Raw genomic sequence first — 17,517 nt, forward strand, 5'->3', positions numbered from 1 at the left:
GCAATCCGGTGCGACGGTTTCGCTCGTCTATAGGCTGACCTTTACTGAAGGACTCAAAGGAGAAGAAAATGACGTTTTCGATAGCTGCCCTCGACAGGGCGACCGGCATGTTCGGAATTGCGATTGCCACGTCGGCGGTAGCAGTGGGTAATCGCTGTCCGTGGGTTCGTGCCGGTGTCGGCGCGGTCACGACCCAGCACCGCACTGACACCCGAGCCGGCCCGATCGGCATCGACTTGCTCGTGAAGGGCTGCTCGGCACAGGAGACGGTCAATGTCCTGTCAAAGACCAATGACTTCCCGCAGGAACGCCAGTTTGCTGCCGTCGACAAGGAAGGCCGCGCCGCCTTGTTCAACGGCCCCGAGATCGAATGCATCAATGCCGGATTCATCGGCAATGCCTGCGTGTCCACGGGAAACTTCATTGCCAACACTTCCGTGCCGGAGGCCATTATCGACGGCTATCATGTGTCGAAGGCCGACACGTTTGCCCGCCGCTTGCTTGACGGCGTCGATGCGGGTCTGCGAGCCGGCGGCGAAACGAAGCCGATCATGTCGGCTGCGCTGCTGATCGCCCATCGGGAGAGCTGGCCTCTCGTCGATCTGCGCGTTGATTGGGAGGAGCAGCCGCTGTCGAAACTGCGCAGCCTCTGGGATTTCTACGAACCGCATCAGGAACGCTTCGTGAAGCAGGTCGTGGCTCCATCGGAGCTTTCGCTCCTGGCTAACTCTCCGATGAACGTCTGACGCGCGCAGCGCAAGAATCCGCCGCACCCGATCACCCGCTCCGGGAACGATCTGTCGGTGCGGCGGAACAGCGCCGGCTCCGAATGACGAGCTGGCTTCCCGACACATCTCGTTCTGTAGCAATGGAGAGTCGCATGCCCGCCTATTGGTGTTCCAGGGTGCACGTTACCGATCCCGAGCGTTACGCAAAATATGTCGCGCTCTCTGGCCCGGCGATCAAGGAATACGGTGGGGTCATGCTGGCGCGGGGAGGCACGCAGATCATCTTCGAGGGCGGAGATTTCGAACGCACCGTGGTGATCGAATTTCCCAGCCTCGCGGCTGCAGAGGCATGCTACCATTCGTCAGAATATGCCGAAGCCCGGCAATTTACCGAAGGCGCTTCCGAGCGTCACGTGGTTGCTGTCGAAGGCGTAGGTTGATCGGCTATTTGACACTGGGTCCGCCCAGCGTCAGACGCTGCCTCGAACCACAAGACGGTAGCCGACGTCGATAATCATATCCGACGTGTCGCCGCCGTTAATGCGGCGCAGAATCATGTCGGCGGCAGCTTCACCGATCTTGTCGCCCGGCGTGTGGATCGTGGTCAGCCCGGGAGGTACTTCCGCAGCGATTTCGTAATCGCCATATCCAGCAATGGCAAATCGACCCGGCACGTCCCAGCCTCGCCGCATGCATTCGAACAGTGCGCCGGTTGCCAGAACGTCGGTGAAGCAGAACATGCCTTCCAGCAGCGGCTCACGCCCAAGGAGCTCGTCCATCGCAAGACGACCGCCCGAGAAACCGGACCAGTCCGGAACGAATGCCGTGAGGTTGGGGCTTAGCCCGGCCTCCATCATCGCCTCCTTGAAGCCGATGACCCGCTCCTGGAAGCGACGGTTGTTGCTGACTTCGTAACCCGCCAGCCCGATGCGCCGCTTGCCGCTGGCGATCATCAGGCGCGTAATGTCCTTGGCAGCTTTCCGGGCCGAGAAGCCGACACCCATGTCGATGAACGGCCCCTCGAGATCCCAGGTCTCGACAAGGGGAATGCCGGCATTAACGAGCATTGTCCGCGTCGCATCATCACGATTCACTCCCGTGAGAACAATACCATCGACCCGGCGCCCGATCAGCGCGCGTACGGCTTCGAATTCCCTCTCGATCTTATCCACCACGGAAATGATGAGATGGTAGCCGCGGGCCCGCAGTGTGTTCTCGAGCCCGATGATCATGCCGGCAAAGTTGGAGTTCTGGATCGACGGCGCGATGGCGGCGACGATGTTGCTGCGACCCGATGCCAGATTTCCTGCCATCAGATTTGGCACATAGCCGAGCCGGGCCGCGACCGAGAATACCCGCTCGCGCGTTTCCGCAACGACCTTTGCTGGATGTTTGAACGCGTTCGAGACGGTCATGGGAGAGACGCCGGCTTCCCGCGCGACATCGGACATCTTGATGGAGCGCTTTGGGCTCTTCTGGTCGTTCAAAATGTCATCCACCTTCTGCCGTCGGAAAGTTGCATAGATTGCCCGATTTTGGTCATGCTGCCCCAATTTCAGACATTGCTGCAATCTGCTGCTTTTTTAAGTTGACGAGCGAAACTCTTACCATATTGTAGCGCTAAAATAACACGTTCGAACGGTATTGGAGAGAGTTTTGACGTTTTCCATCATGGCACGGGATCCAAAGTCAGGAATGTTCGGCATTGGCATCGCCACATCCGCGGTTGCGGTCGGCAATCGCTGTCCCTGGGTGAAGGCCGGGGTCGGGGCCGTCACGACACAGCACCGTACCGATACGCGGGCAGGCCCGCTCGGTATCGACCTGCTGTCTCGCGGGTGTTCTGCGCAGGAAACGGTCAACCTGCTGGCCGCGACAAACGACTTTCCTCAGGAGCGCCAATTCGCAGCGGTCGACAAGGAGGGGCGTGTCGCCTTCTTCAACGGTCCAGAGATCGAGTGCATCAATGCGGGCTTCACCGGGAAATCTTGCGTTTCGACCGGCAACTTCATTGCGAATACAGACGTGCCGCGCGCGATGGTCGAGACGTTCGAGGCGAGCGAGCACCTGGTCTTTGCGGAGCGGCTGCTGGCCGCGGTCGATGCAGGGCTGGCTGCGGGTGGCGAGACCAAGCCCATCATGTCGTCTGCGCTGCTGATTGCCGATCGTGAAACCTGGCCGCTTGTCGATCTGCGGATTGACTGGGCTGAAAATCCGCATCTCGAACTGCGCCGGTTGTGGGATTTCTACAAGCCGCACCAGGAGCGCTTCATCAAGCAGGTCCTGACGCCCGGTGAACTGACGTTGCTCGAAAACTCGCCCATGAACGTCTAGGGCAAATTGCCGGTGTCTCGCGCGATACTCCGGCAAAATTCCGAGGGGTCTTGAAGCGCGGCTACGCGCTTCAATCGAGGCAATATCCGCAAGCATTGATCAGACATTGAAAGGTGAAGTGCAGTGAAAGCAAATCAGACCATTCTGGCGCTCCTAACGTCTTTCCTTATCATGCCTTCCGTCTCCGGTGCCGTTGCGCAGGAGACGCTCGTCGTCAATTCGTGGGGCGGCGCCTATGAGAAGCTGCACAAGCAGCTCGTGTTCGAGCCCTTCGAGAAGGCCAACAACGTCAAGATCAAGGTCGTGACGGTTTACTCTGCGGATACGCTGGCGCAGCTGCGTGCCCAGAAGGGCGCTCCGCAATATGACGTGGTGCATTTCTCGGGCGGCCAGGAAGTGGTTGCGGCACGGGAAGGCCTGATCTCGCCGATCAAGCCCGAGGAACTGCCGAATGCCGCCGATCTTTATCCGTTCGCCACCGAAGGCATGGCGCGCGGCGAAGGCCCTGTCCATCTGGTAACGGCAATCGGCCTGCTCTACAACGAGAAGAAGGTTCCGGCTCCGCCGAAGGCGTGGAAGGATCTTTGGAAGAGCGAATACGGCGACCATCTCGTGCTCACCGACCTGTCCAATTCCTATGGCTTGCTCGGCTTCCTGATGATGAACAAGGTGTGGGGCGGAGCGCTCGACGACCCCAAGCCGGGCCTCGAGAAGGTCGGCCAGTTGCTCAACCGTTCGGTGATCATCTCGTCATCGCCGGAAGTGCAACAGAACTTTGCCCAGAATGATGCATGGGTTGCCGCGTTCTCGCAGGACTACGCCCATGTCATCCGTCAAGCCGGCCAGCCGGTGAAGTTCGTGATGGCCGAAGAAGGCGCGCCGGCGGTGTTCTTTACCGCCAATCTCGTTGCCGGTCGTCCCAACCAGGCGCTTGCCAAGAAGCTGATCGACTTCGAACTGTCTCCGGACGTTCAGGCGGCATTTGCCCGCGAGATGCGATACTCGCCCACCAACCGCAAGACCAAGCTTGATGATGCCGTCGCATCCGAAGTGGTGTTCGGCGACGGCGTGCAGTCTCTGATCCGCTTCGACCCGGCTCAGGTCGACGGCAACAGGGCGGCACTGATCGAGAGCTGGAAGAAGCTGATCGCACGCTGACCGCTGCAATAGACGAATACCGAGGGCGCGATGAACAGGTACTATGACGATTGGATCGTTGCCGCTCCCGGGATTCTTCTTCTGTGTCTGGCGTTTCTGGTTCCTGTCGCCGGCATCATGGTGCTCGGCGTCAAGTACCCGGACGGATCCTTTACGCTTTCCTATATCGAACGTTTTCTGACCGACGCCTATTACCTCGGCGTTGCATGGCGAACCATCAAACTATCCTGCATCATCACGCTGGTTTGCGCGATCGCGGGCTTCCCGTTCGCCTATGTCATGGCCCGCGCGAGGCCCCGCCTGCGGGTCTGGCTGATGATCTTCATCACGCTGCCCTTGATGACCAGCGTCGTCGTCCGGACATTCGGTTGGATGGTGCTGCTGGGGCGGGGCGGGCTATTGCCCGAGGCGCTGTATGCGATGGGTTTTGTCCGGCGCAACTATTCGATGATGCATACCGAGGCCGCCATCGTGATCGGCATGATCCAGATCCTCTTTCCATTCATGGTCCTGTCCGTCCTCGGTGTCATACTGAGACTCGATCCGCGCCTCGAAGAAGCATCGCGCGTCATGGGGTGCAGCTTTCTCGCTTCCGTCAGGCGCGTGGTCCTTCCGCTGTCTGTACCGGGAATCGTTGCCGGGTCGCTGCTGGTGTTCACGCTGTCGGTGAGCTACTTCATCACGCCGTCACTGCTCGGCGGCGCTCGCCTGCCGGTGCTCGCCGGGTCGATCTACGAAACCGCGACCAAATCACAGGACTGGCCCTTCGCTGCTGCCCAGTCACTGATCCTCTTCGTGGGGGTGCTGATCCTCCTCATCCCCTATATTCGGCTGACGAGGAAATCCCATGGTTAGGTCCATTCCTTCCTGGGTTCGTATCGTCACCGCGCTCTTCGTTGCGGTCATGCTCGTCTTTATTCTCGGACCGATCGTCGTTGTGGCGGGCGTATCGTTCACGGCAGGTGACTACATTGCGTTTCCGCCGCAGGGCTTCAGTCTGAAATGGTATCACACGGTCCTCGACTCGAATGTCTATGTTCATTCAGCCTGGAACAGCTTGCAGCTCGCCGCGGTCGTGACGGCGTCTGCGACGGTCGTCGGAACGGGAATGGCCATCGCACTTCATCGCGGGCGCATTCCGGGTACCGGCATCCTCTCGGCGTTGGTGCTGTCTCCGCTGGTGCTGCCAACGATCGTGTTCGCGCTCGGACTTCTGATGTTCTGGAGTGCGCAGATCGGCCGGACGTCCTTCGTATCCCTTTGGATTGGTCATACCGTGATCGCGGTGCCTTACGTCATCCGCACCACGCTTGCGGTGCTGTCGACGTCCGACAAGTTTTTGGAAGAAGCGGCGCGCACCATGGGGGCAGGCCGCTGGAAGACACTGCTCTACGTGATTCTTCCGCAGTGCCTTCCCGGCATCGCTGCAGGCGCCTTTTTCGCCTTCAACATATCGTTCGATGAGGCCATCGTCTCGTTATTCCTGCGCTCGCCGGAGATCATGACCCTGCCCATTCAAATTTATACGCAACTGGAGTTCAGCCCCGATCCGTCGATCGCGGCCGTCTCCACCCTGATGATCGGGTTGACCATTGTGATGCTGCTGGCAATCGACCGGCTGCTCGGCGTGCAGAAGGTAGCAGCTTGATGGCCGCGGTTGAGCTTATCGATATCACGAAGCGCTTCGGTGATGCCGCCGTCATCAAGGGCGTTTCCATGTCGATCGCCAAGGGCGAATTCGTCAGCCTGCTCGGACCGAGTGGTTGCGGAAAAACAACACTGTTGCGGATGATCGCCGGTCTTGAGCAGACGACCAGCGGATCGATTGTCATCGGCGGCAAGGATTCGACCGCGCTTCCCCCGGAGAAGCGCGACATCGCCATGGTGTTCCAGTCCTATGCGCTGCTGCCGCATCTCAGCGTGTTCGACAACGTGATGTTTCCGCTCCGGATGCGCAGCATCGGGACCAGACAGGAACAGGCCAAGCGGGTGAAAGACGTGCTGGAGATGGTTCAGCTCAGTCATCTCGCCGCGCGCAGGCCGCGTGAGCTGTCCGGTGGCCAGCAGCAGCGCGTCGCGGTCGCGCGGGCCGTTGTCTCGCGGCCGCAGGTGCTGCTGCTCGACGAGCCGCTGTCCAACCTGGATGCCCGCCTGCGCGAAAGCATGCAGGAGGAACTGATCCAGCTGCATCGGCAGACCGGGCTGACCACCATCTTCGTGACACATGACCAGGAAGAGGCGCTCAGTTTGTCGGATCGCATCATTCTCCTGAATGAAGGGAAGATCGAACAGCAGGGCACGCCGTCCGAACTCTACGGCGCACCGGCGACGCGGTTCTCTGCGGCCTTCATGGGCTCCTCCAATATTCTTGATGTGAATCTGGAAACAGATGGCGCCACTTGTCATGCACGAATCTCTGCTGAAGGTGCGCTTCCATTGGCGGACGGCCATGTCCGCGAAGGCGCGTCGACCATCACCTTTCGGCAGGAAGACGTACAATTGGCCTCGGCGGGCCAAGCGGGATGTAGTGCGCGGGTGGAAACGGCAATCTTTCTAGGATCACGGGTCCGCTACGTGGTCTCGGTGGGCGCCCATCACATTCGATGTCTCGCCACTGACAGCCAGAATTTCAGGGCAGGTGACACGGTTACATTACGTGTCGCGGCGAACCGTATTCGGGTTCTCGATTGAACTCGGGTCGAATTTCACATCACATAGGAGACGACGATGATTGGACGCGTATGGCGTGGCTGGGCAAAGCCGAAACAGGCGGACGCCTATGAAAAACTTTTGACGACGGAAACGTTGCCTGCACTGCATCGGGTGCCCGGCTACAAGGGCTCGTACTTCATGCGCAACAACGAGGCGGACGAAGTCGCCATCGTCGAGATCACGTTCTGGGAATCAATGGCCGCGATTGAAGCCTTCGCGGGGCAGGACAGCACCAAGGCGGTCGTGCCGCCGGAAACGCAGGTTTTCCTGACGCGCTGGGATGACAGGTCGGCGCATTTCGAAGCGACCTGGTGCCCGTGACCATCCGGCAATCGTCGGCTGTCTAGCGCGTGTGCTGGTGTCGCGTTCAAAACGTCGAAGGGGCGAAGCGCGCTCGCAAGGTAACCGCGTCGCGCTTTGTGCCCTCGGGAAGATATTATTGATGTCGATCTGCCAGCATGCCTAGTTCAGGCCGAATTTGCCAAAGTCCCAGCGGGAGATCGCTGACTACCAATTGGCGCTGTCAACATCGAGCCAGTCAGCGTACTATCAAGGCGTCGCTCTGCCGCTCTACATGTTGCTCTGGATCACGACATTCACGGCGATCACGTTAGTTCTGCCACAGCATTCAAGTGTCGAGAGGACCGTGCGCCGCTGCAAGCGAGACTGGTCTTGATGTTCATTATTCTGCTGTTCGTCGCACTCACTGTACTCCCGGCGGTCGCAGTGAGCTACACTGCGCGGCGCCTCCCGAGGGGCATCACATGGCTCAAGGTCGCGGTGGCCGGGATGCTCCTAGCCGTGTTCGTGACGAGCTTCTTGCAGTCTCAGTCGGCAAGCGAGGCTGATGGCAAGGGTTACGCGGTGCTAATGCAGTTGCTCGTGTCGCCCCTGTCAATGATCGGAATGCCGATATGCGTCGGTGTCATCTTTGGAGCGCTCGTCGGACTGAACCGAAGGTCTGTCGCTGGCCGTTAGAGGGCGGGCGCGCCGGGGGCTGGACCCAGAATGCTACTCCGAATGCCGTGCTAGTCTTCATCACCACGAACAACCGCACCCGAGCGCCGCATGGTGGCGTCAGCATCGAGGGTGGGCAAGTGGGATAGACAAGTGCCGTTGACCAGAGACAGCAGGGCATTCGGAGTAGCTCAAACCGCAATCGCACATGTAACCCGCGCGACGTAGCCCTTCCGTGTCACGGTGTTGACGAGCCAATGGACATCGGGAGGCAGGTAGGCGATGGTGTATCGGAAAAGCGCATCTCGCCTCCGGTCACGCACCAGGTAGGAGATGGGGACGCGATGGTCGATGCCGCCGTCGGCGGGCTGGGGCTTTGCCAGCTCCCGATGTGCTTGTCCGAGATCACCTTGGGCGTGGCACCTTGCAGAAGGTCCTTCAGGGGCATTCCACCATTCGGGTAGACGTCCATGCGGTCTGGCCGCGTCAGGTCCAGCTCAGTCCTCGCGTACGTTATGTCGTGGACCATCTCGTGGCCGCGGCAACGGAGGGCAAACTGAGTTGAACGGATTTGTCGAGCCTTTCTTCGCCGTGCGGTCAGCTCACGGAGATCGTCTTGCGCGGCGCCGAGACCGGTACTGGGTGACGCTAGTGGATGTGGCTGCCGCCATTCACATCGATGGTTGCGCCCGTGACGTAGGCGGATAGCTCGGAAATCAGAAATAGGCAGGCACCGGCGACATCGATGGGGTGCCCGGCGCGCCCCAGGGGGATCTGCCCAAGCAGCGAACTCATTTGTTGTTCGTTGATGTTGCCATCCAGCATGGCGGTTTCGATCAAGGATGGGCAAACCGTGTTTGCTCGCATGCCGGTCGGGCCGAACTCCCGGGCGATCGAGCGCGTCAGGCTGATGACGCCTCCTTTCGATGCCGCGTAATGCGCGCCGCCTACCAGTCCGCCGCCCCGTTGCGCTGCCACGGAGGCAACATTCACGATCGATCCGCTGCCTTGCCTCGACATTACCTCGACGACGCTCTGGCAGACATTGAAGGCGCCCTTTAGGTTGATGTCGATCATTCGATCCAGCTCCGCCGCCGATATGCTCAACATCGAACCAGCTGTCACGATGCCCGCGCAATTCACCAGTCCGTCGATCCGACCGAAGCGTTCGCAGGTCCACCTAATGGCTTCTGCACAATCGTCGCGGTTGGTCACGTCACACCGTCGTCCTTCAATCCTGCCCGCAGGTCCACCATCATGCCCTGCAACCCGATTGAGTGTGGCGACAATACTGCCTTCCATCTGGATATCGAGCGCGACGACAGATGCGCCGTGTTCGCGAAACAGTCTAGCTGTCGCGAAGCCAATTCCCCGTTCGGATGCCGCACCCACGATGAGGCATACCTTGTCATTGAGAAGCATATCGGTCTTCGCCTCTAAGTTTGATCCGCGATCGAGAGGAAGCTGCAGGTCAGCCTGCTTCCTTGTAATCCACCTGATGCACCTCGATAATCGTTCCATCAGGATCTTGAAGGAAAATCTGGTACCAGCCGCCGACGGCCCAGACGCCGTAGTCGGCGAACTGGATCCCTTTTTCGTTCAGCATCGTCTTGAACGCTTCGATATCATCGGTGCGGAATGCGATATGGCCGCGATCGAGAGGGTTGAGACTCTGCTTGGTGCGGAAGGCCACTCCAAGATCCTGCGGCGCGATATGGAACTCGGTCGTTCCGTCGGTTAGAAACTCAACCTGACCGTCATAGCCCTGTGAGACAATCTGGGTGTGTGTGCCTGCATGAGCCGGCGTCAGATTGAAGAGCGATTTATAGAAGTCGGAGAGCGCTTTGACGTTCTTGGTCGAGTAGTTCACGTGATGCAATTTAAGGTCCATCGCACGGTCCTTTCTTTCTGGGCGAATTTATTCGGGAAGGCCGCCGTCGACCATCAGAGTCGCTGCCGTGACATAGGATGCCTCGTCGGAAGCGAGCCACAACATTGGATAAGCCATCTCCATCGGATCGGCCCAACGTTTCATCACGCAAGGCGGCGTTATCTTCTCGACAGTCTCGACGCCGAGCCGATGAATATGGAACGGCGTGCGGGTGAACCCCGGGCAGATAGCATTTGCCCGTACGCCGTGTGTGGCTTCCTCATAGGCCAGGGTTCGGGTGAGGGAGAGAACCGCCGATTTAGTTGCGTCATAGGCGCCCATGCCCTTTCGGCCATACACCGCATATGTCGAGGAGACATTGATGATGCTGCCCTTGCCGCCCTGACGCAGGGCCGGCAGCGCAGCACGTGAGAGAGACGCCACGCTCAGCAAGTTGAGCCGGATGATGTCTTCCCATGCCTCCCAAGGGGCGTCCGCCAATGCTTCGTAACGTCGGATGCCCGCGTTGTTCACCAGAACGCTGATACCGCCATATGCCTTCAAGACCTGTGAGACGATATCTTGGGCTGAACGCTCTTCACGAAGGTCGGTGGCGATACACATCAACTCTGCCCCGTCGGTCTCCGACCTCACGGTGTCCGCGACAGCGCGAAGGCTCGCGGCGTCGAGGTCAACGAGCGCGACCCGAGCGCCTTCTTTGCAGAACAGTCGTGCTGCCGCCGATCCAATGCCTCCAGCGCCGCCGGAAATGATCGCGACCTTGTTGGCCAGTCTTCCCTCTCGCAACACTCCCGCCTTTCTGCCGGACATCAAGGTCCGTGCTGTTATTGAGAAACACGGAATGGCAATTTATATATGATGTCAAGTTTTTATATGTAAAACACATCGGTAAATGGCGACGGCCACGTCGGTTCAACTGAAGCGCAAGTGCCTATATTCTCCATCGCCAGGTACCGATCGGACCGACCAAGGCGTCTGATCGAGATGGAAATCGTATTGTTCATTTGCATTCCGGAAGGCGGGGAGGGGCGGCGTCTTCCCCGGAGATCTTGGACAGAAGCGTGTAGTAGTCCCACGGTCCCTTGGACTCGCTCGGTGTCTTGACGCGGAAAAGATAGAGATCCCGCATCACCCACCCGTCGTCGCGAATACGGGCGCCATGGGTCATCATGTCCTCGACAGGCAGCTTTCGCATCGCCGTGGCCACAGCCACACCGTCAGTCGTTCCGGCCTCTGCGATTCCTTTGATGTAGTGTAAAGTCGCACTGTAAACGCCGGCCTGGGCCATGGTCGGCATGCGACCGCCACTGAGGTTGGCGAAGCGTTTCGACCATGCGCGGGTCTTTTCGTCGAGGTCCCAGTAAAACGCGGCGGTGAGCGTTAGTTTTTGGGCGATAGGCAAGCCAATGCTGTGAACATCTGAGATGAACGTCTGCAGTGAGACGATCTTCTGTCCGCCGGAGGCCAAGCCGAACTCGCTCGACTGTTTCATCACATTGATGAAGTCGGAGCCGCCGCTCACGAGCGCGACGACCTGTGCGCCTGAGCCTTGGGCCTGCAGCAGGTAGGATGCGAAATCAGATGTGCCGAGCGCGTGCCACGCGGTGCCCACAACTCGGCCTCCCTTTTGGGCAATAACAGCGCTCGCATCGCGCACCATCGCTTTTCCAAAGGCATAATCTGCAGCGATGAAGTACCAGGATTTCGCACCTTCATTGAAGACGGCGGTAGCCGTGCTTCGTGCTGCAGACAGCGTATTGAAGGTCCACTGGAACGACGTCAGGTTGCACGACTTCCCCAACAGGTCCGACGCGCTGGCGCTTGAGAACATCACGATCTTGTTTCGTTGGCGGGCAACTTCCTGGACAGCGAGCGCGATAGACGACACCGGCAGGTCGAGGATCGCAGTGACGCCATCGACGTCATACCACTTGCGCGCAATATTGGCGCCGATATCGGGCTTGCCCTGGTGGTCGGCGACGGCAATTTCGATAGGTCTGCCGAGCACTTTGCCGCCTGCATCCTCGACGGCCAGACGCGCCGCGACTACAGAGCCGGGGCCGGCCAAATCGGCATAAATGCCGGTCTGGTCATTCATGACGCCGATCTTGATTGAATCATTTGCTTGAGCAGCGACGGTCCCAACGATCAACTGCAGCGCAAGCGAACCAAGAAGTGATCTCAGCATGAGCATTCCCTCCGAAGTGACAGTGGCGTTTCCCGATACGTCTGTTTTTCATTTTCCGCTCTGGACGAAGAGGCTTCGGAGAGAGCGGGTGCTGCTGTTTCGCCATAGCGATCAGCCTTTGATGGGCAAGTAGTCCATTTTTTATATATAAAGTCAAACTATTATATATGAAATTAACCCAGGGCGTTGCAACATTCGGACGGAACAATCGATCCCGCGGCGGTCCCGCAATTGCCGGATTACCATAGTGAGGCGCGCGCCCTGCGCAGCGGCGTGGTCCGCAGATCGCATTTTGCAGCGCAAATTTAGCGGCGAACTCGCGCCGATGAATCTATCGATGATAGGGCGGTCTCACGTAGGATCGTCCAATCGAGCAACAGGGAATTCCGGAATGAAAAAACCGACAATGAGCCGCAAACCAACAAAAAAATCAGATGTGGCGGATTCGTCGTCGGTTGCGACATATTCTGCGCCCGCCCTTGAGAAAGGGCTGGATATCCTCGAGTTGCTGTGCCGCAGCAACACGTCGATGACGCTAACCGAAATGGCGGACCGCCTGGGGCGGAGTGTCAGCGAGATTTATCGAATGCTCGCCTGTCTGGTCGGCCGGAATTATGTTGTCAGCTTGGGTGAAAGCTATGGGATTACGACGAAGCTCTTCGCCCTCGCTCATAGTAATCCTCCGACGAACCGGCTTCTATCGGAAGCGGGCCCGATCATGCAGGACCTCTCGTCGCGTCTGGAGCAGGCTTGTCATCTGACCGTCTACAGCGACGGCGCCCAGATCGTCATTGCCAAGGTCGACAATCCCAGCGGCCTCGGATTCAGTGTGCGGGTGGGCGCCGAACTGGACGTATTGGTTTCGGCGTCGGGCCGCGTGCTTCTGGCATTTCAGGATCCTGCCATAGCGCAACAGCGGATCAAGGAGTCCGTTCGGCGACGTCCTGATCAGGTCAACGCCCAGATCGAGCAGGTCCTGCGAAAGGTCCGGAGCCGTGGTTACGAGTCGATTGTTAGTGTTCAGGTCAAAGGGCTGCACGCCGTCAGCTATCCGATTCTAGACACGCAAGGCTCGGCCATTGCCGCGCTCACCGTTCCTTATGCGGAGCGTCTCGATCTGACGAAGAGGAAAACGATCGCGGAAGTGGAAACTGCACTGAAGAAAGCTGCAAGCGATCTGTCCGAACGGATTGGCGGTCCCGTCAGCCGCTAGAGACGTGCCTTCAAGCAAATAGAGATTTTCCGGCGGGCAACTGCTTCTTCGATGTTGCCCCGCTCATTCATGCCGATCGAGTGAATTCATGGGCTCAGTCTATCTCTATGTCGAATTGGACAATGCAAAGGCAGAATCAAAAAGGGCAGCGCCGTCAAATGAGCGACAAGTCCAGCTAGGCAGCGCCAAGTTTTGCAGTGAGAGATCTACAGACCGCTTGGAGTTTCTTGATGATGGCCTCGTCGTCCGAGCGAGCGAATGCCGGCGTTGCCAAGACTGTCGCAACCAAGGCGGCTCGTCCCTGGATATCGAGGATTGGAACGGCGGTGGCCCGCAGACCCGGTATCAATAACTCGTCCACCGACGCGTACATGTTCGCGAGTATACGTTTTCGTATTGAGCCGACATCGATTTTGGCGGCGTCTGCATTTTCGGCCTTGGCTCGTTCGATCGCGCCTTCAAATTCCTCGGCTCCCATGAAGCTCAGAAACGTATGCCCCGTCGCTGAGCCGAGGAGGGGCAGGACGGATCCGACTGAGAGCGAGGTAATGACGGGGATTCGGCCCGCATGCCATCGAACGATGGTCGGTCCAAGGGGACCAAGCGCGGCGACCAGTGTAGTCCGCCCAGTTGAGCGCGTGAATTCTGCGATGGCGGGATCGGCCTCGAGGAAGATGTCGGTTCGTGCGAGAGCTGCGAGTCCGATCTGGATCGCCTGGTGCCCCAGCTCGTAAAGCCCTGAAGGTGAGCCCTGACGAGCCATGCCGATGGCGATGAGACTCGACAGGTAACGATGTGCTTGGGAGGCGGAAAGCTCCGCTCGTTTGGCGATCGCGCTCAAGGTTGAAGGTTGCGATTCCGCGGTGAGCGCGGCCAACACACGAAATCCGACCTCAACCGACTGGATGCCCCGGCGGATCGCGGGCTTTGCTTTGGCTTCCAATGAGTCTTTGGCTTCGGCAATTGATCGCGATGTCTTCCCGGTCGCCTTGCCGCGCTTGGGTGAAAATGTGGCGGCGGGTTTCGGTTGTTTCATATCGTGATTTCTAGGGTCAATTAGGGCTTATCGGATGCATTGCATATCGCAAGGAATTCCGGGTCGATTGGTCCACCTTTGATCGATCCGTCGGCTGCGACAAGTGCCCATGCGCGAATTTCGTGCGCGTTTGCGACGGGGGTTCCGTTCGAACTCAAATGGTAATCCACGCGGAAGCGCCGCTCGCTCTCTTGGCGGACAATCGCTCTGATGACCAGCGTGTCGTCGTATCGAATAGGCGCCTTGAAGTCTGAATGAGCCTGAATAATTGGCGTCACAGCGCCAAACCGCTTGCGGAGTTCGCGCTGGTTTAAGCCATGAGATCGCAGGAAGCGCTGGAAGGTGCAGTCCAGCCAATAGAAATAGTTTGGGTAGAAGACGATGCCTGCTTCATCGCAATCCCCCCATTCGACTGTAAAGCCGGTTTCGAACATCGCTTGCTGTTCCCTCAATTTTTGTCTATTAGGCAATCAATTGTATAATATAAAAGCGGCTCTGGGAGAGAAAAATGCGCATTGCCGTACTGGGAGGAGGTCCGGCCGGCCTCTATTTTGCCTACCTTTTTAAGGTCAAGCATCCCGCCGCCGAGGTCGAGGTGTTCGAGCAGAACCCCGCCGGTGCGACGTGGGGTTTCGGTGTCGTCTTTTCCGAACAGGCTCTTGATTTTTTACGTGCGGACGATCCCGAGACGGTCGACGCCATCGCGCCGCGGATGGAGAGCTGGAAGAACATCACGCTTAATCTTTGCGAACGCACGATCGATATAGATGGCGTAGGGTTTTCGTCGATCGGACGGCTCGAACTACTCAAACTGTTGCAGGAACGTGCGCGCGGTGCTCACGTCAAGCTGCATTACGACACCGTCGTGCCATCGCTTGACCGATTTACCGGTTACGATCTGATTGTCGCCGCCGACGGGCTCAATTCGCTCGTTCGCCGGACCTTCGAGGGCGATTTTGGCAGTTCGCTCTCCTATTCCAGCAATAAATTCGCCTGGTATGGCACGACGAAGCGGTTCGAAACGCTGTCGCAGACTTTCATTTCCACCGAGCTTGGCACGTTCAATGCGCATCACTATCGGTTTTCGCCGACGATGAGCACGTTTCTAGTCGAGTGCGACCGCGCGACTTGGCAGCAGTACGATTTTGCCAATAAGACGATCGAGGAATCAAAATCAGTCTGCGAACAGGTCTTTGCCGCGACGCTCGATGGCCATCCGCTGATTTCGAACAAGTCGGTGTGGCGTAACTTTCCGTGGATCTGGAACGAGCACTGGTCCTTCAAGAATATAGTGCTCATCGGCGATGCGTTGCATTCGGCGCACTTCTCGATTGGGTCCGGCACAAGGCTGGCGATCGAGGATGCGATCGCGCTCGTAAAGTCGTTGGATGCGGAATCGGATATCGCAGCGGGACTGGCGCGCTATGAGACCGAGCGCAAGCCGATCGTAAAAAAGCTCATCGCCGCTGCGCGCACCAGCTCCGATTGGTACGAGAAATTCCCCGAACACATGAAGCTTGGCATGATGGATTTTGCTTACAGCTACATCACGCGGTCCGGTCGTGTCGATGACGATCGCCTGCGAAAGATGTCGCCGTCGTTCATGGCGCAATACGACGAGGCACAACGGGAGGACGGCACACGATGAGCAAGCCGCAGGACAGTCTCATCATCAACGACCAGGTGCCGCTCGACAGCGTCGGCGCCCGCGAGATCGGCTTTTCCATTCCCGCTCGCTACAATGCATGCCGAATCCTGTTTGACAATCTCACCGCTGGACGAGGCGACCGGGTCGCTGTCGTCGGGCCATCCGGAACGCGCACTTATCAAGAACTGTGCGCAGACGCCTGCAAGTGGGGAAATGGATTTCGATCGCTTGGCCTGCAGCGAGGCGATCGGGTCTTGCTGTTTCTCGACGATACCCCGGCATATCCGGCGGCATTTTTCGGTGCCGTGCGTGCGGGATTTGTTCCATTGCTCATCAATACCCTCACGCCGCCTGACCTGCTGCAGTTCTACCTGTCGGACTCCGGGGCAAGCGTAGCCGTCACGGATGCTGCGTTCGGTGCGATATTCAATGAAACGGCTTGCCGCGACACCGCGCTACGCACGCTAATCGTCGTCAATGGAACGGCTGCGGCAGGGTCCGTTGCGACCCGGCTTGCGTCCGAGCAGTGGTTGGCTGGATTTTCCGATGAATTGGCTGAGGCGGACACGCATCGAAACGAGATGGCTTTCTGGATGTACTCATCCGGATCGACAGGTCGACCCAAGGGGATCGTTCACCTACAGCACGATATGGCGTACAGTGAAGCAGCCTTCGCCCGTGATATCCTCAAGCTGTCACAGGTCGATATCTGTTTCTCCGTGCCGAAGATGTTCTTCGCCTACGGGTTCGGCAACTCGGTGACGTTCCCGTTCTCGGTCGGCGCTGCCGCTCTGCTGCTGCCTGGGCAGCCGAAGCCGGATGCAATCTTTGCGGCGGTCGAGCAATTCCGTCCGACCGTTTTCTTCGGATTGCCGACGCTTTACACAGCGCTGACAAAAGCCGCGGGCGCGGCAAAGCATGATTTCTCCTCGCTGCGTCTGTCATTGTCTGCCGCCGAAGTCCTGTCGGCGGACGTCTTCAAAGAATGGAAGGCATTGACGGGACTCGAGATCGTCGAGGGCCTCGGCTCGACGGAGGTGCTCCATATCTATCTGTCGAACAGCCCCGGCGCCAAGAAGCTGGGGTCGGCAGGTCAGCGCGTTGCCGGCTACGAGATCGCGCTGAAGGACAAGGACGGAGAGACGGTTGCTGATGGCGAGGAAGGCATTCTATGGGTGCGGGGCGACTCCAGCACTCCACTATATTGGAACAGGCCGGATAAGACGGCGGAAACGATACGTGAGGGCGGCTGGATCTACACCGGCGATAGGTTCGTGCGCGATAGCGAGGGATTTCACTTTTTCCGCGGACGCGCGGATGATCTCATCAAGGTGTCGGGGCAGTGGGTTTACCCGTTGGAAGTCGAGCTGTGCTTGGCGGAACATCCCAACGTTCGCGAATGCGCAGTGCTTGCGGTTGAGCTCGCCGATCGTCGGATGAGCCTGAAGGCCGTTGTCGTGATGGATGTCAACGATTTCGATGCGGCTGAGGCGACCCGAATGCTGCAGGGTTTTGTCAAGGAGAGGCTGCTACCGTACAAATATCCGCGTGAAGTGCAGTTTGTGAGCGAGCTTCCGAAAACGGGGACAGGAAAGATCGATCGTCAGGCGCTTTTGAGACTATAGCGACGAATGAGACAAACCGGATCGGCT

At 58.6% G+C, this 17,517-nt stretch carries 18 protein-coding genes; 11 read left to right on the forward strand and 7 right to left on the reverse strand.

All coding sequences use genetic code 11. The features are described 5' to 3' along the window. Positions 1 to 68 precede the first annotated feature (68 nt). Positions 69 to 746, forward strand: a complete 678-nt coding sequence (locus CHC01_RS21290) for a DUF1028 domain-containing protein (protein WP_089266192.1) — start codon at positions 69 to 71, stop codon at positions 744 to 746. 134 nt (positions 747 to 880) lie between these two features. Next, entirely contained in the window at positions 881 to 1,168 is a 288-nt protein-coding gene (locus CHC01_RS21295; protein WP_089266297.1) for a DUF1330 domain-containing protein, read from the forward strand. Positions 1,169 to 1,198: 30 nt separating this feature from the next. Here CHC01_RS21295 and CHC01_RS21300 read toward each other — a convergent pair whose 3' ends face one another. After that, a complete protein-coding gene (locus CHC01_RS21300) occupies positions 1,199 to 2,215 on the reverse strand; it encodes a LacI family DNA-binding transcriptional regulator (protein WP_141137143.1) in 1,017 nt (338 codons plus the stop codon). Positions 2,216 to 2,384: 169 nt separating this feature from the next. Here CHC01_RS21300 and CHC01_RS21305 point away from each other — a divergent pair, with 169 nt between their 5' ends. From CHC01_RS21305 to CHC01_RS21330, 6 genes are all read left to right on the forward strand, one after another. Then, positions 2,385 to 3,062, forward strand: coding sequence for a DUF1028 domain-containing protein (locus CHC01_RS21305; RefSeq protein ID WP_139285964.1), 678 nt, complete (start codon positions 2,385 to 2,387; stop codon positions 3,060 to 3,062). 123 nt (positions 3,063 to 3,185) lie between these two features. Beyond that, a complete protein-coding gene (locus CHC01_RS21310) occupies positions 3,186 to 4,220 on the forward strand; it encodes an ABC transporter substrate-binding protein (protein ID WP_244558464.1) in 1,035 nt (344 codons plus the stop codon). Between the two features lie 117 nt (positions 4,221 to 4,337). Continuing rightward, the gene (locus CHC01_RS21315; protein ID WP_244558465.1) at positions 4,338 to 5,075 is read left to right on the forward strand and encodes an ABC transporter permease; all 738 of its coding nucleotides are present in this window, start codon (positions 4,338 to 4,340) and stop codon (positions 5,073 to 5,075) included. Continuing rightward, the gene (locus tag CHC01_RS21320) at positions 5,068 to 5,868 is read left to right on the forward strand and encodes an ABC transporter permease (RefSeq protein ID WP_089266196.1); all 801 of its coding nucleotides are present in this window, start codon (positions 5,068 to 5,070) and stop codon (positions 5,866 to 5,868) included. Before CHC01_RS21315 ends, CHC01_RS21320 begins: the two co-directional genes overlap by 8 nt. Positions 5,869 to 5,936: 68 nt before the next feature. Then, positions 5,937 to 6,911 (forward strand): ABC transporter ATP-binding protein, encoded by a 975-nt coding sequence (locus CHC01_RS21325; protein WP_244558466.1) that lies wholly within the window; start codon positions 5,937 to 5,939, stop codon positions 6,909 to 6,911. A gap of 36 nt (positions 6,912 to 6,947) precedes the next feature. Next, complete coding sequence (locus CHC01_RS21330) at positions 6,948 to 7,253, forward strand: antibiotic biosynthesis monooxygenase (protein ID WP_089266197.1); 306 nt, start codon at positions 6,948 to 6,950, stop codon at positions 7,251 to 7,253. A 1,284-nt stretch (positions 7,254 to 8,537) separates the two neighbouring features. On the opposite strand, the gene CHC01_RS21345 is transcribed toward CHC01_RS21330, so the two are convergent. The 4 genes from CHC01_RS21345 to CHC01_RS21360 all read right to left on the reverse strand — a co-directional run bounded on the left by CHC01_RS21345 (position 8,538) and on the right by CHC01_RS21360 (position 11,974). Beyond that, positions 8,538 to 9,311, reverse strand: coding sequence for an SDR family NAD(P)-dependent oxidoreductase (locus CHC01_RS21345; protein ID WP_089266200.1), 774 nt, complete (start codon positions 9,309 to 9,311; stop codon positions 8,538 to 8,540). Positions 9,312 to 9,360: 49 nt separating this feature from the next. Further along, entirely contained in the window at positions 9,361 to 9,759 is a 399-nt protein-coding gene (locus tag CHC01_RS21350; protein ID WP_210421695.1) for a VOC family protein, read from the reverse strand. Between the two features lie 48 nt (positions 9,760 to 9,807). Next, the gene (locus CHC01_RS21355) at positions 9,808 to 10,590 is read right to left on the reverse strand and encodes an SDR family NAD(P)-dependent oxidoreductase (protein WP_176454659.1); all 783 of its coding nucleotides are present in this window, start codon (positions 10,588 to 10,590) and stop codon (positions 9,808 to 9,810) included. A 190-nt stretch (positions 10,591 to 10,780) separates the two neighbouring features. Further along, positions 10,781 to 11,974 carry an ABC transporter substrate-binding protein gene (locus CHC01_RS21360; RefSeq protein ID WP_349636625.1) on the reverse strand — a complete coding sequence of 398 codons (1,194 nt, stop codon included), beginning with the start codon at positions 11,972 to 11,974 and terminating at the stop codon, positions 10,781 to 10,783. A gap of 385 nt (positions 11,975 to 12,359) precedes the next feature. Between CHC01_RS21360 and CHC01_RS21365 the strand changes: the two genes are divergently transcribed. Next, positions 12,360 to 13,181 (forward strand): IclR family transcriptional regulator, encoded by an 822-nt coding sequence (locus CHC01_RS21365; RefSeq protein ID WP_199488720.1) that lies wholly within the window; start codon positions 12,360 to 12,362, stop codon positions 13,179 to 13,181. Positions 13,182 to 13,356: 175 nt separating this feature from the next. On the opposite strand, the gene CHC01_RS21370 is transcribed toward CHC01_RS21365, so the two are convergent. Both CHC01_RS21370 and CHC01_RS21375 read right to left on the reverse strand, forming a co-directional pair. Then, the gene (locus CHC01_RS21370; protein ID WP_089266203.1) at positions 13,357 to 14,217 is read right to left on the reverse strand and encodes an IclR family transcriptional regulator; all 861 of its coding nucleotides are present in this window, start codon (positions 14,215 to 14,217) and stop codon (positions 13,357 to 13,359) included. A 20-nt stretch (positions 14,218 to 14,237) separates the two neighbouring features. Further along, a complete protein-coding gene (locus tag CHC01_RS21375; protein ID WP_089266204.1) occupies positions 14,238 to 14,651 on the reverse strand; it encodes an acyl-CoA thioesterase in 414 nt (137 codons plus the stop codon). 74 nt (positions 14,652 to 14,725) lie between these two features. On the opposite strand from CHC01_RS21375, the gene CHC01_RS21380 reads away from it, so the two are divergent. Together CHC01_RS21380 and CHC01_RS21385 are read left to right on the forward strand one after the other, a co-directional pair. Further along, complete coding sequence (locus CHC01_RS21380; RefSeq protein WP_089266205.1) at positions 14,726 to 15,865, forward strand: FAD-dependent monooxygenase; 1,140 nt, start codon at positions 14,726 to 14,728, stop codon at positions 15,863 to 15,865. After that, positions 15,862 to 17,490, forward strand: coding sequence for a benzoate-CoA ligase family protein (locus CHC01_RS21385; protein ID WP_089266206.1), 1,629 nt, complete (start codon positions 15,862 to 15,864; stop codon positions 17,488 to 17,490). Before CHC01_RS21380 ends, CHC01_RS21385 begins: the two co-directional genes overlap by 4 nt. Positions 17,491 to 17,517 lie beyond the last annotated feature (27 nt).

The organism is Tardiphaga sp. OK246, from assembly GCF_900188215.1.
GTDB lineage: Bacteria > Pseudomonadota > Alphaproteobacteria > Rhizobiales > Xanthobacteraceae > Tardiphaga > Tardiphaga robiniae.

What these genes read in the sequence shown, in the direction of transcription:
- CHC01_RS21290 (WP_089266192.1), top strand. Translation starts at nt 69, where the DNA reads ATGACGTTTTCGATAGCTGCCCTCGACAGGGCGACCGGCATGTTCGGA.
- CHC01_RS21295 (WP_089266297.1), top strand. Translation starts at nt 881, where the DNA reads ATGCCCGCCTATTGGTGTTCCAGGGTGCACGTTACCGATCCCGAGCGT.
- CHC01_RS21315 (WP_244558465.1), top strand. Translation starts at nt 4,338, where the DNA reads ATGGTGCTCGGCGTCAAGTACCCGGACGGATCCTTTACGCTTTCCTAT.
- CHC01_RS21320 (WP_089266196.1), top strand. Translation starts at nt 5,068, where the DNA reads ATGGTTAGGTCCATTCCTTCCTGGGTTCGTATCGTCACCGCGCTCTTC.
- CHC01_RS21325 (WP_244558466.1), top strand. Translation starts at nt 5,937, where the DNA reads ATGTCGATCGCCAAGGGCGAATTCGTCAGCCTGCTCGGACCGAGTGGT.
- CHC01_RS21330 (WP_089266197.1), top strand. Translation starts at nt 6,948, where the DNA reads ATGATTGGACGCGTATGGCGTGGCTGGGCAAAGCCGAAACAGGCGGAC.
- CHC01_RS21345 (WP_089266200.1), bottom strand. Translation starts at nt 9,311, where the DNA reads ATGCTTCTCAATGACAAGGTATGCCTCATCGTGGGTGCGGCATCCGAA.
- CHC01_RS21355 (WP_176454659.1), bottom strand. Translation starts at nt 10,590, where the DNA reads ATGTCCGGCAGAAAGGCGGGAGTGTTGCGAGAGGGAAGACTGGCCAAC.
- CHC01_RS21360 (WP_349636625.1), bottom strand. Translation starts at nt 11,974, where the DNA reads ATGCTCATGCTGAGATCACTTCTTGGTTCGCTTGCGCTGCAGTTGATC.
- CHC01_RS21365 (WP_199488720.1), top strand. Translation starts at nt 12,360, where the DNA reads ATGAAAAAACCGACAATGAGCCGCAAACCAACAAAAAAATCAGATGTG.
- CHC01_RS21370 (WP_089266203.1), bottom strand. Translation starts at nt 14,217, where the DNA reads ATGAAACAACCGAAACCCGCCGCCACATTTTCACCCAAGCGCGGCAAG.
- CHC01_RS21375 (WP_089266204.1), bottom strand. Translation starts at nt 14,651, where the DNA reads ATGTTCGAAACCGGCTTTACAGTCGAATGGGGGGATTGCGATGAAGCA.
- CHC01_RS21380 (WP_089266205.1), top strand. Translation starts at nt 14,726, where the DNA reads ATGCGCATTGCCGTACTGGGAGGAGGTCCGGCCGGCCTCTATTTTGCC.
- CHC01_RS21385 (WP_089266206.1), top strand. Translation starts at nt 15,862, where the DNA reads ATGAGCAAGCCGCAGGACAGTCTCATCATCAACGACCAGGTGCCGCTC.